Source organism: Lederbergia graminis (assembly GCF_042655485.1).
GTDB lineage: Bacteria > Bacillota > Bacilli > Bacillales > Bacillaceae_C > Lederbergia > Lederbergia graminis.
Map to the genome: position 1 here is coordinate 18,182 of NZ_JBHSMC010000029.1, position 14,396 is coordinate 32,577.

Here is a 14,396-nt window from a genome sequence, read left to right on the forward strand (position 1 = left end):
CCGTCTTGGAGTTACCTTCTAATCTAACCACAATACAAATAAAAGACGTTACAACATTGCAAAATAAAAAACTCCCGTCTCTATGCTTTCATAAAAGCATAGGGACGAGAGTTACCCGCGGTTCCACCCTATTTGCTACATTGTAGCCAACTTTCTATTGTACTGCTCCAGAATGCCTTCACTGACCTTCCAATACACTGGCTTTCACTATCCCAGGCTCGCTATAAATGGAGAACAATCAGCTACTCTTTTCTATCTCTGCAGATATATATTAAATTCTTCTATAACACAAAATAGACTAACTAACAGAAAAAGTCAATGTTTATTACTAGATTTTATCACGCAATGAATCTAATTGTTGTAAAAATCGTTTGGACTTCAAGTATAAACCCGAATATTCTTCATAATATGTTGATATTACATCACGTAATTCTTTTTTTGTTTTTTCTTTCACTGAAATAGAACCAAGACGATGTATATCTAACAAATAAAATACTCTTAGTAATTTCACAGTATGGGGTGAAATTGGAAAATAATGTGGATCATTCTCATAACAAAGATGACATATTAATCCATTTTCTTTTATAGAAAATCCAAAATGTGCTTCTGTATTTCCACAAATAGCACATTTGTTTAGTTCTGGATATAATCCTAGTACATTGAGCATTTTCATTTCAAAAATATTCGTTATTATATCAGGATCATACTCTTCATTTATATAATTTAGACTTTGCATTAACAATTCGAATAAATAAGGATTTGTTTCTTTATCATTCGTACTTTTATCAAGTAATTCAACAATATAGGTGGCATAAGCTGTCTTAAACAAATCTTCACGAATAGATCGATAAGATGATATCATTTCGCCTTGTTGTAAGATACCTAATCCTCGATTACCACCTTGTATTACGAAATAACCATATGTAAAGAGCTGGGAACTACTAGCAAGACGACTGCTTGGTTTTTTCGCCCCTCTAGCCATTCCTGCTATTTTCCCAGCCTCCCTTGTAAAAAGGGTGATTATTTTGTTTGATTCACCATAATCTGTAGTTCTTATGACAATACCTTCTAATTTATTTATCATTTTACAGTTTCAACCCCTTTAATACAGTAATCTTGGACTGCATACGGGGCATAATTTCAAGTTACTGGGTAATCTATTTCATTTGAGCTTTCTACATTTGGCAGAATATCGATATGTTCTTCTTTTTCAAGTTCCTTTAGAAGCAGGTACGTATCAACACTTCCCGTCTCTTTAAAAACTTTCCACGTGAATTCATACATTTTCATCCCGCCTTTCAATTGTTTGGAGCATAATTGTATTTCAATACTATTTTTTCACCATATGACTGAACAATACTGGACAAAATTTGTAAAAAAGTTAATACTCATCTTCTTTAAATCCGTAATCACGGAGGTGAAATGCTTTATTTCTCCAATCCTTTTGAACTTTTACCCATAATTCTAGAAACACTTTCGACCCCAGTAAATTTTCAATATCCGTCCTAGCAAGACTACCTATTTGCTTAAGCATTTTTCCTTGTTTGCCGATGACAATCCCTTTTTGAGAATCACGTTCGACAATGATTGTTGCCATAACATGGACGACATCTTGGTTTGTTTTTTGTTCCATTTTATCTATTAATACTGCTAATGAATGAGGTATTTCCTCGCGCGTTAAATGTAGCGCCTTCTCCCTGATTAACTCTGAAACAATAAACCTTTCAGGGTGGTCTGTAACCTGATCTGCAGGGTAAAATTGCGGGCCAACATCAAGGCGATCTTTTATTTGCGAAAGAAGTCGGTCTATATTATTGCCTTCCAATGCAGAGATTGGAATAATCTCTGCAAATGAATACAAATCTTTATAATGATCAATAATGCTTAGAAGAGCGTCTGGATTAACCTGATCTATTTTATTTACAACTAAAAAGACTGGTGTAGTTAGTCCTTTTAATTTCTCAATGATAAATTCATCTCCACGCCCATACCCTTCCTCAGCATTGATCATAAATAAGATTAGATCTACTTCTTTCAATGTGTTAATGGCTATTTTCATCATAAAATCGCCAAGTTTATGTTTTGGTTTATGAATTCCTGGTGTATCGATAAATATTAATTGAGCATCATCTGTTGTTAGTACCCCTTGTACTTTATTTCTAGTGGTTTGTGGCTTATCACTCATAATTGCGATTTTTTGCCCAATTACTCGATTTAAGAAAGTGGATTTCCCTACATTCGGTCTACCTATGATAGAGATAAATCCAGATTTAAAGTTATCATTATTCATGTAAATCCTCCGAAGAAAATGCAAATGGTAATAATTCTGCTACTGTTATTGTTTTTATTTCCCCATTTAAGTTAGTTAAAACCACTTTCATATCTTTTGGGCAATGTTCCGCTATTACTTGTCGACATGAGCCACATGGCGGAACTGGTCTTGCTGAATCCGCAATGACAGCTAGCATTGAAAAGTCTTTTTCCCCTTCTGAAAGCGCTTTAAACAGTGCCGTCCGCTCAGCACAATTAGTCAAGCCAAACGATGCATTCTCAATGTTGCATCCATGATAGACTTCACCATTTTTTGTAATAAGTGCTGCACCCACTGGGAAATTAGAATAAGGGACATATGCTTTTTCTCTTGCTGTTCTTGCTTCTTGGATCAGTTGTTCCATATTCATATTTTTTCATCTACCTTTATATATTTTATTTTACTACATTTCGAATGAAAAGTTATCACTTTTTCAAAAAGTTTTTAGATAATTACAATATTTACTACTTTCATCCCTTTTCATGTAATGTTATTTTATCGTACTCACTCTTTAGTTTCAAATTATAAAAAGAAGCTAGGGATAAATGTATGTGTTTTGATTCATTTTTAAAAAGAGAATCTAATGATTCATCGGTCTACCTCTTCTATTTTACTCATATATGGTCTTTTTCCGATTCAAGCTAATTTTTGGATACATCTTCCAGACCAAGTGGCAAATATTAGTTGATTCGCGAAACAATGTCATAGTGATGGTCAAAGCACCAGTAAAGTGCATCTAAGTTAATCCGTGCCTCAGAATTGTTTCCAAATCAAAAAAAACATTCACTAAATATCATTTGTACCAGCAAAGATCATAAAAATAGCCGAACTATATTGAATTAATTCATCCATAGTTCGGCCTTGCCATCTATATTCATTTGTACCAGACTATTTAATGATTGAATATCAGCTGTATTAACTTTGGCCCTAGTATAATGATTCCTATAATCACAGCCATTATTGCATATACAAGTACAGCTGCGGCAGCTAAATCTTTAGCTTGTTTTGCTAAAGGATGGATTTCCGTTGTAGATAAATCCACTACTCGCTCAATCGCTGAATTTATAAGTTCAAGTGCCATTACTCCAAAAATGGAGATGATGATAAACAGCCATTCCACCGCCTGCAATCCCAAAAAAGCGGAAACAAATAATACCAATACAGCACATAATAGATGGATCTTAAAATTTTTTTCCACAGTACTCGCATATTTTATCCCTTGAAAGGCATATTTAAATGCAGACTTGAGACGTATTATGGAGAATGTTTTTTTATCTTCCAAGGCCATAACCTTCTAGTATTTCATTTTGCTTAGTAAACATTTTTTTCTCATCTTCTTCATTCATATGATCATAGCCAAGTAAATGTAAAAATCCATGCACTGCTAAAAATCCAATTTCGCGGTCAAAAGAGTGTCCATATTCGGCTGCTTGTTCCTGGGCTTTTTCAATAGAAATAATGATGTCTCCTAAAAACCGAGGCATTTCCACACCCTTTATTATAATTTCGTCCTCGCCGAGTTCCTCTAATGCAAATGATATTACATCAGTAGCATAATCTTTTCCGCGATATGATTTATTTATTTCTTGGATGGCATTATTCGTCACAAAAGTAACGGAAAGTTCTGCATCCTCTTCTATCTTTTCGATTTCAGCTGCATATTGGAGAATATTTTCAACTAAATGTAATGTTTCCTCTGATAAATGCTCTGTTTCATCTATCATGTCAAGTTGAAGCGCCATCTGTTATCACCTTCTGTTGTTTAAAGTCTGGATATTCAATCCGTGAATGGAATATACCATTTAATGTCTCACAGAAACCTTCTGTCACGATTTTAAGTTCCTTTAATGTTAAATCACATTCATCAAACTGATTATCTTGTAGCTTATCTTGAACAATTTTATTTACAAGCGAACGTATTTCCTCTTGAGTCGGATTTGCCATGGATCGTACCGCTGCTTCCACACTATCGGCTAAACTAATAATTGCTGCTTCTCTTGTTTGCGGCTTTGGTCCTGGATAACGAAAATCTTTTTCTAAGACATCAGGATTCTTTTCTTTTGCCTTATAGTAGAAGTATTTCAATAATGATGTACCATGATGTTGTTCAGCGATATCAACAATCTCTTTTGGTAATTTATGCTTTCTTAATTCACGTGCACCATCTGTCGCATGCGCAATAATAATATCCTTACTTGTTTCAGGTGGTAATCGATCATGTGGGTTCTCAATATTCACCTGATTTTCAATAAAAAACGGTGGTCTTTTCGTTTTTCCAACATCATGGTAGTAACATCCTACCCGTGCTAACAAACCATTTGCACCAATTGCTTCACATGCTGACTCAGCTAAATTCGCAACCATAACGCTATGGTGATACGTTCCAGGAGTTTCTGTTAATAATTTCTTTAATAGCGGATGATTCGGGTTTGATAATTCAATTAATCTCATAGTAGATAAAATGCCAAACCCAGCCTCTAAAAATGGTAAAAGACCTATCGTTAGTACGGACGAAAGTAATCCAGAAACAATAGCATATATAAAATAATAAATATACTCTGCCGTAGAGAACTGGCCGCCTCCAACTAAAATTAAAAACAAAATAACTAATATATTAATGATTGCAACGAATAATCCAGCTTTTAAAATATGGCTTCTTTCATTGCGTCTAGGGATAAATAATATGCTCGCAAGACCACTAAATAATATATATAAAGCAATTTCAATATCTATTGCACCAGATATCCCATCACTGAACACAATACTTCCACATGCTGATAATATTATCGTCATGATTAATGCAAAACGTTCATTTATTAGGATTTTAATAAGCATTGGTGCAACAGCTGCCGGAATAATAAATGCAATCCCATTAATATTAGTATCTTCCATCATTTTAATTATTTGCATAATTACAAGCGAAATCATAAATATTAAACTAGTTAATAGAAGATAATTTTGTTTCTTTTCATTTGAAAAGCCTAAACGCACAAAGGTAAAATATATTGTCCCAATTGTTAATAGAACGAAAAGCGCAACTCCGAAAAGCGGTTTTGAACTTGGATTACTTTTGAGTAATCCGAGCATTTCAAGTTGTCTATAAATTTCTTTATCAATAAAATGACCTTCTTGAACAATAATTTGACCTTGTAAAATCCGTATAGGTTCTACTTCTTCCATTGCTTGCTTTCTTCTTTCTTCTGTTAGTTCAGGGTCGTACAAGTCATTTGCTACTACAGCATATTTTCCTAGTTCGGCAGCTGCTTTTTCTACAGCAGATGACAGCCCTATCTCTGTTATACTATCTTCTAGCCTATTCTTTGCATTATCAATATCCTCTTCACGAATTTTCTCTGCCATCGTTGCTTCGACTTGCGTTATAACTACCTCACGCATTTTTTGTAAATTCGTTTGATCAGCATTTAATAATGTTATTAATGTTTCGTTAGATATTGATTTAGTCACATCTTCTGATATGTTTTCATTTAATTTTGATTTTAATACTTTTAAACGATTTTCAATGGCTAATACGGATTCAATTTTATTTACATCTGACGGATCAATTTCTTGGGAGGATTTAGTAATTTCCCTATTTGTTTCTTCCACAAAATCAAATATGGACGCAATTAAGGAAACACGATTTTGACCCATTTCTTTTTTGTAAACGTACGCTTTTCCAACCTCTTCAGCAGCAAGCTCTTTCGCTTCTGCTGTTTTTAATTCATCTACTACTGTACGAGGAGAACGAATTGTTTTTTCAGCAATAGATAGAGAATTCACTTCGTAAGTTTCAGGCTTTACATTATGATATAGAATAAATAAAACTAACGCTGCTAGTATCAAATAAATGAGGCTTGTAAACACCTTATAACTAATAAAGGATCTAATTTTATTTATGTAGGATTGAAAGTTCATAAGGACCTCCATACTCGTATTTACACTTATTATATTATTTAAAATGATAGCAGGTTTTCATATGAAATACACTAAAAACTGGTTTATTAATGGAAAAAAGAAGAAAAATGAAAAAAACAACCTCTATAGCTATGAAAAAGAAGCTGTAGAAGGTTATTTTCAGACATATGACTAGTTTTGTAATACATCATTATTTTCGTATGCTTCAATGATTCTTCCAACAAGTGGATGACGGACTACATCAGTAGAAGTTAGGTGTATAAACGAAATACCTGAGACATACTTCAAAACAACTTCCGCTGCCACTAATCCAGACTTTACACCTCTAGGTAAATCAACTTGTGTGGAATCACCAGTTAGTACCATCTTGGATCCAAATCCTAACCTCGTTAGGAACATTTTCATTTGTGCTTGTGTAGTATTTTGGGCTTCATCCAGAATGACAAAGGCATTATCTAATGTTCTACCACGCATATAAGCTAATGGTGCAATTTCGATTGTTTCACGATCAATCAACCTTTGTGTATGTTCTGCTCCTAATACATCATGTAAGGCATCATATAACGGCCTTAAGTAAGGGTCTACTTTTTCCTTTAAATCCCCAGGTAAGAACCCTAGGCTTTCCCCTGCTTCAATTGCTGGGCGTGTTAATATAATCTTATCTACTTTATTATTTTTCAATGCGTTCACAGCCATTACTACAGCTAGATATGTTTTACCTGTACCCGCAGGACCGATACCAAATACTAGGTCCTTTTTTCTTATTGCTTCGATATATTCTAATTGTCCAACTGTTTTAACATGTATCGCTTTTCCCTTCGTATTCCTTGCTATTTCTTTTTCAAATAACTCAGAGAAGAATTCTGGACGATTTTCTTTTGTTAACCGAGAGGCATATTCGACATCACGTTCACTAATATGGACACCTTTTCTAATAACCCTTTGTAACTGTCTAATTGTTTCAGTTGTGTTTTCAACTGCTTGTACTTCACCAGAAACATTAACGGTTTCTCCACGTGTTACAATTGTGACATTAAAACTTTCTTCTAATAACTTTAAATGAATATCAGCATTTCCAAATAATACAAAAGCCTCGTTAGGACTTTCTAATTCAATTTTCACAGTAACTTGTTCTTCTGACATTTACTAATCTCCTTGGATGATAGGTTTTTCTTCTGCAATATTTTCAATCACCTGAAAATTTATGGTTAATTTTACTTTACCATTCTCTACCTTCTCTTGCAAAATATATTCTTCATCTATCTTAGCATCCACAGGAATATGTTTTTTAATATCTTCACGAGCAAATTTTTTTGCAGCAGCAATTGCTTCTTCCTCTGATAATGATCTTTGATAATTTTCTTTTTCTCGAGTAGTTATTTCTGCATAATCAAAGGGAAGTTTCCACCCTAGAAAGAATAAATCATGTTTCTCTATTTCTGTTTCAGATTGAGTGTAATCTGCTTTACCAAATCCCCAAACAGGTAATGAAAATTTCCCAAATACAAGTGCATGTTTTTTCTTTTCTTTCCCTGTAAATACACGCAATGATGAATCTAAAGGAAACTCCACCGTTGTTTTATACCACGTTTTACCCCAGACTTTCCCTTCTGCTACAACCATCATTTCTTCTTCCTTACCAATTGCTCCTGATACGAGAAGTTGTCCTTTATCAACAAATTGATTAATTTTCACCATCGGCTTTCCTCTCTCTACGAACATATGCGAAATTACAGCCTTTTTACTGGCAATTAAATGACCCGGACTTTTTTCCACCTGTTGCTTCGGTTCCGTCTTTTGAACAACTTGGAACTGATAGGTTGTCCCTTTTAATTCGACTCCAATCCATGTTATATTATCAATTTTCTCTGTTAACTTTTTTTGAATCATATTTGGTCTGTCACTAAAAATATGGGGAGTTCCTACTTTTACACCGAGAGTTGCAAGTTCTTTTCTGATTTGATGTTCAGTTTCAGGATCTGCTCCTTCCACTTGTATTCCCCATGTAATATTAGAAAGTATTCCTGCGACGAGGAAGAAAAATAAGATACCAACTAAAAAACCACTATTTTGAAGGGCCCTTTTCCAGAGGAAGGGAACACCCTCCCCACGTTTAAAGGAAATGGTACAATCGCTTTTTCTTACTGCTTTTCTAACCTTATGTAAATCTGGAAGTGCAATAAAAAAATAAACCGCTCCTGATTTCTTCCTTTTAATATTCCAAGTACTAATCCCTGCTTGAGTGAATTTATTTAATAATCTTTCTATCCCTCTTCCTTCTAATCTTATAAGAACGCGACCTAAGAAAAATGTTGTCCATTTGTTTTTCAATCATGACACTCCCTATTCATTTATATAAATTACTTCATCAATTTTTCCTTCTAATAAAATTTCCTCTGGAAGAATCGTTTTAATCACGAAGGCTGAACCTTTAATAAGTAGTTGTCCCTGCTTCAATAGCAGTCTTAGTTCATTGTCCTTAAAGACGAGAAGTCCTTTATGGTTTTCTATATAAACATGGAACTGCCCAACTACGGTTACTCTTGGGAAATCCATCATCACATCGGCAGGAAGTTCCATTTTGTTGGTCATCCATTTTTTTACCTTGTTAGCCCATTTTTTTGCCATAAAAAAGAACCCCCTTTCCTCTCATATGTATGAGTGGAAAGAGGGTTTCATAACAAAATTCCTCGCATAATTATATGTTTGTTTATTTACCTTCTTTGATAAGGCTTCCGGGATTTAGGCGGACCTAAAACCTCTGACATAACAATCCCGTTTAATACATCCTCCTGCGAAAATCGAAGTGCAAGTTTCGGATGTGTTTTTATCCGTTCGACTTGGTGACTAAATATATCCGCTTCTTTTTTCAACTTCTCTTCTTCTTGCTTTAATTTTTCCATCTTTAATGCTAATTCTTCTCTTTTGCGCTCAAAAGGAGAAGTTGCTTCGGTATTCTCATTTCTTGGCGTACTATTTTTATTTTCCGTCCAATCTCGTAATTCCTTTTGAACAGGTCGCATTGTTTGTTGTCGTTGTTCATTAGATGTTTGTGGAGATGGAACATTCGGTCTTGGTTGCGGATTTTTATATTGTTTTCCTTCATTTTGTTGATTTTTATTATTTCGATTAAAAAGAAATGAAACAACCGCTATAATAATGAAAATAATAAACTGTTCCAAGGGTTAACACCCCTTTCATAAAACAAGTTCCGATTTATTGTTGCTTGTTGTTATTGCCATCCTTCGGTTTCGTCATTTTACCAATTGAGTCGCGCATATCAGTATCAGCGTCAATATTTTTCAAGGAATAATAATCCATTACTCCAAGTTTTCCTGATTTTAATGCTTCAGCCATTGCCAAAGGAACTTCGGCTTCTGCTTCCACTACTTTTGCACGCATTTCTTCAACACGTGCCTTCATCTCTTGTTCATTTGCAACAGCCATTGCTCTTCTTTCTTCTGCTTTCGCTTGAGCAATTTTCTTATCTGCTTCTGCTTGATCTGTTTGTAGATGAGCACCAATGTTTTTACCAATATCCACATCTGCAATATCGATGGATAAAATTTCAAATGCAGTACCTGAATCTAACCCTTTTGTTAGAACTGTTCTAGAAATCATATCCGGATTTTCTAGTACTTTCTTATGATTCTCACTAGATCCGATTGTGGAAACGACACCTTCACCGACACGTGCGATTACCGTATCTTCACCTGCACCACCGACTAGGCGATCAATATTTGCACGAACAGTAATACGTGCTTTCGCTTTAACTTCAATACCGTCCATCGCAACACCCGCAATAAATGGTGTTTCGATAACTTTTGGATTAACACTCATTTGTACGGCTTCAAGTACATCCCGACCAGCTAAGTCAATTGCAGCTGCCCTTTCGAATGTAAGCTCAATGTTAGCGCGTTGTGCAGCAATTAATGCATTAACTACGCGGTCGACATTACCTCCTGCAAGGTAATGACTCTCAAGCTGGTTGGTAGCGACATTTATTCCCGCTTTATGGGCTTTAATGAGCGGATTCACAACTCTTCCAGGTATAACCCTTCTTAATCGCATCCCAATCAGTGTGAAAATCCCTATTTTTACTCCTGCTGCAATTGCAGATATCCAGAGCCCAATCGGTACAAATGTAAATAATATCGCTAATACAATAATACCAATCACAATAGCAACTAATAAGAAAATTGTTTCTGGTCCTAGTTCTGTTGGCATCTATGTTCCTCCTCTATCATATATTAAAGCTCACGTACCACTATACGAGAACCTTCTACCTTAATTACTTTTACTTTCGTATTTTTTTCTACAAAGCTACCCTCTGCAACTACATCAAGACGCTCATCTTCTATTTTAACAGTACCTGATGGTCTTAAATCGGTAATAGTAATACCTTCTCTACCGATGAGTTCCAGCCGATTTACGTTTGATACATATCCACTTTCTGTACTAGTTGAGTCAGTTAAAATAAGTTTTCTAAATATGTTCATACGTTTACCAAACACCTTTATCATAATGATGGACAATAATATCGATAGGAATAATGCTATTATAATTGAAATTGCCATATGAACGACATTTGCTCCTGCCATCAGCATACTCCCTATTATTGCTACTGAACCAAGTATACCAGCAATTCCTCCAGGGAGAAAGAATTCTGCAGCTATTAAAATAATTCCTAAAACAAATAATACAATGGATTCATAGCCTGCTAGACCTGCAATATAATGGCCATAAAAGAATAAAAGCAATGCACTTAAGCCCATCCCACCAGGCAAACCGAATCCAGGGGAATATAACTCCAAAACTAATCCTAAGCTAGCAATTGATAATAGAATTGGCACGACAATGGGATTTGTAATAAATTGGGCAAGTTCCTCTGAAAAAGTTGTATCTATTTTACTTACTTTTGCATTTTCATACCCTATTTTAGTTAATAAATCGTCAAGATCATGAACTGTTCCTTCAGAGTAACCAACCTTTAATGCCTGTTCTGCATCAAGAGTTAGTAACTTCCCATTTTTCTTTAATTCTGGCAAATCTATATCAGGTGTTGCCATTGCCTTTGCTATTTCAGGATCTCGACCGCTGTGTTTTGCTGCACCAGCCATAGAAGAAATCCACATACTATCAGCCTTTTCTCCTGCTGTATTACCGGATTGATCTATAATAGCTGAAGCACCCATCGTAGCATTTCCTGTCATATAGATTTCATCAGTATGCAATGCAATATAAGAACCAGCAGAAATAGCTTTAGAATTTATGAATGTTATCGTTTTGATATCCGTATTCCTTATCGTATTTGCAATATCAGTTGCAGCATCAACTGACCCACCGTTTGTATGCATATCAAAAATAATTAAATCTGCATCATTTTCTTCTGCTTCCTTAATACCTCTCTCTAAGTAAGGATGAAGTCCTTTGGCAATATCCTCACGAATCGAAAGAACATAAATATTTGCATCATTACTCTCTGCATAAACAGGTAAAATAGACAGAAATGCAGCTGTTAGAATGCAGAACATTATAAATATTCGTCTCAATCAATACCTCCCCCTTATTGAGAAAACTGTACCTATAATACGTACAACACAACTAAAAGGATTCAAAAAAAAATCCTAATATAAATAAAAGTCGATAAGCTTTTGCTCATCGACTTTTTTGACTGCAGATTACGATAAATGCCGTTGGACAAGTTTGCTTACAAGTGATCCATCTGCTTTTCCTTTGACCTTAGGCATTAGAACACCCATAACCTTGCCCATATCACTTTTTGAAGTTGCTCCAGTTTCAGCAATTGCACTTTTAACAATTGCTGAAACTTCATCTTCTGAAAGTTGCTCTGGCATATATATATTTACATATTCAAGTTCGCTTTGAATTTTCTGGACGAGATCATCTCGACCTGCTTTTTCAAATTCCTGGAGGGAGTCTTTGCGTTGCTTTACTTCGCGAGAAAGGACTGTCAACTCTTCTTCTTCGGACAATTCTTGCTTCCCAAGCTTAATCGACTCATTCTGCAAGGCTGCTTTAAGCATTCGAACGACTGAGAGCTTATCTTTTTCTTTATTTTTCATCGCTTGTTTCATATCTTCATTTAAACGCCCAAGAAGACCCATTGTTTAGCACCTCTTTTAGAACTTGCGCTTTCTAGCAGCTTCTGATTTTTTCTTACGTTTTACGCTTGGCTTTTCATAAAATTCGCGCTTTCTGTATTCTTGTAGAGTTCCCGTTTTAGAAACTGTACGTTTGAAGCGACGAAGAGCATCTTCAAGCGATTCGTTTTTACGAACAACTGTTTTTGACATCTCTCTTTCCCTCCCTCCGAACATAGCAATAACATGTTCATACATGGATGACCGTGTACCTTGCAATTATAATATAATGACTTTCTTAGGTCAACAATCTTTATTCTAAATGACCCAATATACATTATTTTTCAAGATATATATGTATATAATATTCATCTCCTCTTAACTTTGTCCATATATTATAAAAGGAGGAGAGGACATGCTATATATATTCTTTGCAATTATTTTGGCGTTTTGTTTTTTATTAGGTATGACATGGTTACGAATTGGTTTATTTAATTTATCCGGTACAAAAATGAAAGAAATGTTGCAAAGAGTAACAACTACACCTATTAACGGCACGATTGCCGGTATCATAATGACAGTCATTCTTCAGAGTAGTTCTGCTGTTACAGTTATTACAGTAGGATTAGTTTCAGCTAGAATACTAACTTTTCCGCAAACAATTGGAATCATATTAGGGACGAATATAGGCACAACGATAACATTACAATTTTTTACTTTTGATATTACAAATTATATTATCCCATTCTTTCTCATTGGGATTTTCCTACAATTCTTTAACAAGTTTAGAAGTTATAGTTTTATTTTTTTAGGTATAGGAATTATTTTTACTGCGATGAATGGATTTGTGTGGATTTCCGAACCTTTTGCACAAATTGAATATATACAACAATTTCTTGGTCTAATGAGCAAGCATTTATTATTAGCTTTTTTAGTTGGAACAGTATTAACAGCAATTGTACAGTCAAGTACGGTTATGACGGGAATTGCCATGAGTTTCTTAATGACTGGTACCATTACGCTTGAATCAAGTATCGCCATTATGATTGGAGCAAATATTGGAACATGTGCAACTGCATTATTAGCAGCTATTGGGGCAGGAAGAGAAGCAAGTTTAACAGCATTTGCCCATTTATGGTTAAATATTGGTGGAGCTGTGATATTTATACCTTTTGTTTCTTTCTTAGCATATATTTCTAGTTGGGTTGCTCAATCACCAGCAACCCAACTAGCACATGCTAGTGTAATTTATAATGTGCTCTGTTCATTGCTTGTACTACCTTTTGCAGAGCAATTTGGGAGACTTATTATCAAATTCCATGGTCGACGTTAATAATTAGTCTCAGCAGTCAATCCTTGCATAATAGCAACACCTGCACTTGCTCCAATTCTACTTGCACCAGCATCAATCATGTTACGGAGATCTTCTAAATTACGTACTCCCCCTGATGCTTTTACGCCAATGTCATTTCCAACAATTCTTCTCATCAGTTGAACATCTTCTATTGTCGCACCACCTGTTGAGAAGCCAGTAGATGTTTTGACAAAGTCAGCACCAGCTTGTTTGGATATTTCACACGCTCTTTCTTTTTCTTCATTCGATAACAATGAAGTTTCAATGATAACTTTTACTAGTGCTTTACCTTTCGCAACAGTACAAACCCTTGATATATCCTGCTTCACTTCATCATTTTGTTTCGCTTTCAGAGCACCTATGTTGATTACCATGTCAATTTCAGTAGCGCCATTCTCAATTGCATTTTTAGCTTCAAACTCTTTTGTTTCGGTCGTATTTGCACCTAATGGAAATCCGATTACGGTACAAACTTTCACATCTGAATCACCTAATAGTGAGCTAGCAAATTTGACCCATGTGGGATTAACACAAACAGACGCAAACTTGTATTGTTTAGCCTCTTCACAGATTTTCTTAATATCTTCTTTCGTTGCATCAGCTTTCAATAATGTATGGTCGATATAAGAAGCGATATTGTTCGTCATATATGTAACTCCTTTAAGTTAAATTTATTTTTATATCTTATCATTTCCATCTTTAAAATAAAAAA

The 14,396-nt window shown here is 34.9% G+C and carries 17 protein-coding genes; 1 reads left to right on the forward strand and 16 read right to left on the reverse strand.

Annotated features, from left to right (window positions below; translation table 11 throughout):
- Positions 1-328: 328 nt before the first annotated feature.
- The 15 genes from recO to rpsU form a co-directional block, all read right to left on the reverse strand.
- A complete protein-coding gene (gene recO / locus ACFPM4_RS18120) occupies positions 329-1,084 on the reverse strand; it encodes a DNA repair protein RecO (protein WP_382354920.1) in 756 nt (251 codons plus the stop codon).
- Between the two features lie 56 nt (positions 1,085-1,140).
- The gene (locus ACFPM4_RS18125) at positions 1,141-1,284 is read right to left on the reverse strand and encodes a YqzL family protein (protein WP_144920437.1); all 144 of its coding nucleotides are present in this window, start codon (positions 1,282-1,284) and stop codon (positions 1,141-1,143) included.
- Between the two features lie 97 nt (positions 1,285-1,381).
- Positions 1,382-2,290, reverse strand: coding sequence for a GTPase Era (era, locus tag ACFPM4_RS18130; protein ID WP_144920435.1), 909 nt, complete (start codon positions 2,288-2,290; stop codon positions 1,382-1,384).
- On the reverse strand, positions 2,283-2,681 hold the full coding sequence (locus tag ACFPM4_RS18135) for a cytidine deaminase (protein WP_382354925.1): 399 nt from the start codon (positions 2,679-2,681) through the stop codon (positions 2,283-2,285). The genes era and ACFPM4_RS18135 overlap by 8 nt, the downstream gene beginning before the upstream one ends.
- A 522-nt stretch (positions 2,682-3,203) precedes the next feature.
- The gene (locus ACFPM4_RS18140) at positions 3,204-3,599 is read right to left on the reverse strand and encodes a diacylglycerol kinase (RefSeq protein ID WP_382354928.1); all 396 of its coding nucleotides are present in this window, start codon (positions 3,597-3,599) and stop codon (positions 3,204-3,206) included.
- Entirely contained in the window at positions 3,583-4,053 is a 471-nt protein-coding gene (gene ybeY, locus ACFPM4_RS18145) for an rRNA maturation RNase YbeY (protein WP_382354931.1), read from the reverse strand. Before ybeY ends, ACFPM4_RS18140 begins: the two co-directional genes overlap by 17 nt.
- Entirely contained in the window at positions 4,037-6,226 is a 2,190-nt protein-coding gene (locus ACFPM4_RS18150; protein WP_382354934.1) for an HD family phosphohydrolase, read from the reverse strand. Before ACFPM4_RS18150 ends, ybeY begins: the two co-directional genes overlap by 17 nt.
- A 171-nt stretch (positions 6,227-6,397) precedes the next feature.
- Entirely contained in the window at positions 6,398-7,369 is a 972-nt protein-coding gene (locus ACFPM4_RS18155) for a PhoH family protein (protein ID WP_382354937.1), read from the reverse strand.
- 3 nt (positions 7,370-7,372) lie between these two features.
- Positions 7,373-8,557 carry a sporulation protein YqfD gene (gene yqfD, locus ACFPM4_RS18160; protein ID WP_382354940.1) on the reverse strand — a complete coding sequence of 395 codons (1,185 nt, stop codon included), beginning with the start codon at positions 8,555-8,557 and terminating at the stop codon, positions 7,373-7,375.
- Positions 8,558-8,569: 12 nt separating this feature from the next.
- A complete protein-coding gene (yqfC, locus tag ACFPM4_RS18165) occupies positions 8,570-8,854 on the reverse strand; it encodes a sporulation protein YqfC (RefSeq protein ID WP_144920422.1) in 285 nt (94 codons plus the stop codon).
- Positions 8,855-8,940: 86 nt separating this feature from the next.
- A complete protein-coding gene (locus ACFPM4_RS18170) occupies positions 8,941-9,408 on the reverse strand; it encodes a hypothetical protein (protein WP_382354944.1) in 468 nt (155 codons plus the stop codon).
- 34 nt (positions 9,409-9,442) lie between these two features.
- Positions 9,443-10,453 carry a flotillin-like protein FloA gene (gene floA / locus ACFPM4_RS18175; RefSeq protein ID WP_144920418.1) on the reverse strand — a complete coding sequence of 337 codons (1,011 nt, stop codon included), beginning with the start codon at positions 10,451-10,453 and terminating at the stop codon, positions 9,443-9,445.
- A 23-nt stretch (positions 10,454-10,476) separates the two neighbouring features.
- On the reverse strand, positions 10,477-11,760 hold the full coding sequence (locus ACFPM4_RS18180; RefSeq protein ID WP_382355329.1) for an NfeD family protein: 1,284 nt from the start codon (positions 11,758-11,760) through the stop codon (positions 10,477-10,479).
- A 147-nt stretch (positions 11,761-11,907) separates the two neighbouring features.
- Positions 11,908-12,354 carry a GatB/YqeY domain-containing protein gene (locus ACFPM4_RS18185; protein WP_382354947.1) on the reverse strand — a complete coding sequence of 149 codons (447 nt, stop codon included), beginning with the start codon at positions 12,352-12,354 and terminating at the stop codon, positions 11,908-11,910.
- 15 nt (positions 12,355-12,369) lie between these two features.
- Positions 12,370-12,543, reverse strand: coding sequence for a 30S ribosomal protein S21 (gene rpsU, locus ACFPM4_RS18190; protein ID WP_039238310.1), 174 nt, complete (start codon positions 12,541-12,543; stop codon positions 12,370-12,372).
- A 202-nt stretch (positions 12,544-12,745) separates the two neighbouring features.
- On the opposite strand from rpsU, the gene ACFPM4_RS18195 reads away from it, so the two are divergent.
- Positions 12,746-13,663 (forward strand): Na/Pi symporter, encoded by a 918-nt coding sequence (locus ACFPM4_RS18195; protein ID WP_382354950.1) that lies wholly within the window; start codon positions 12,746-12,748, stop codon positions 13,661-13,663.
- Here ACFPM4_RS18195 and deoC read toward each other — a convergent pair.
- Positions 13,660-14,331, reverse strand: coding sequence for a deoxyribose-phosphate aldolase (deoC, locus tag ACFPM4_RS18200; RefSeq protein WP_382354953.1), 672 nt, complete (start codon positions 14,329-14,331; stop codon positions 13,660-13,662). The two genes, ACFPM4_RS18195 and deoC, sit on opposite strands and share 4 nt — an antisense overlap.
- Positions 14,332-14,396: the final 65 nt, after the last annotated feature.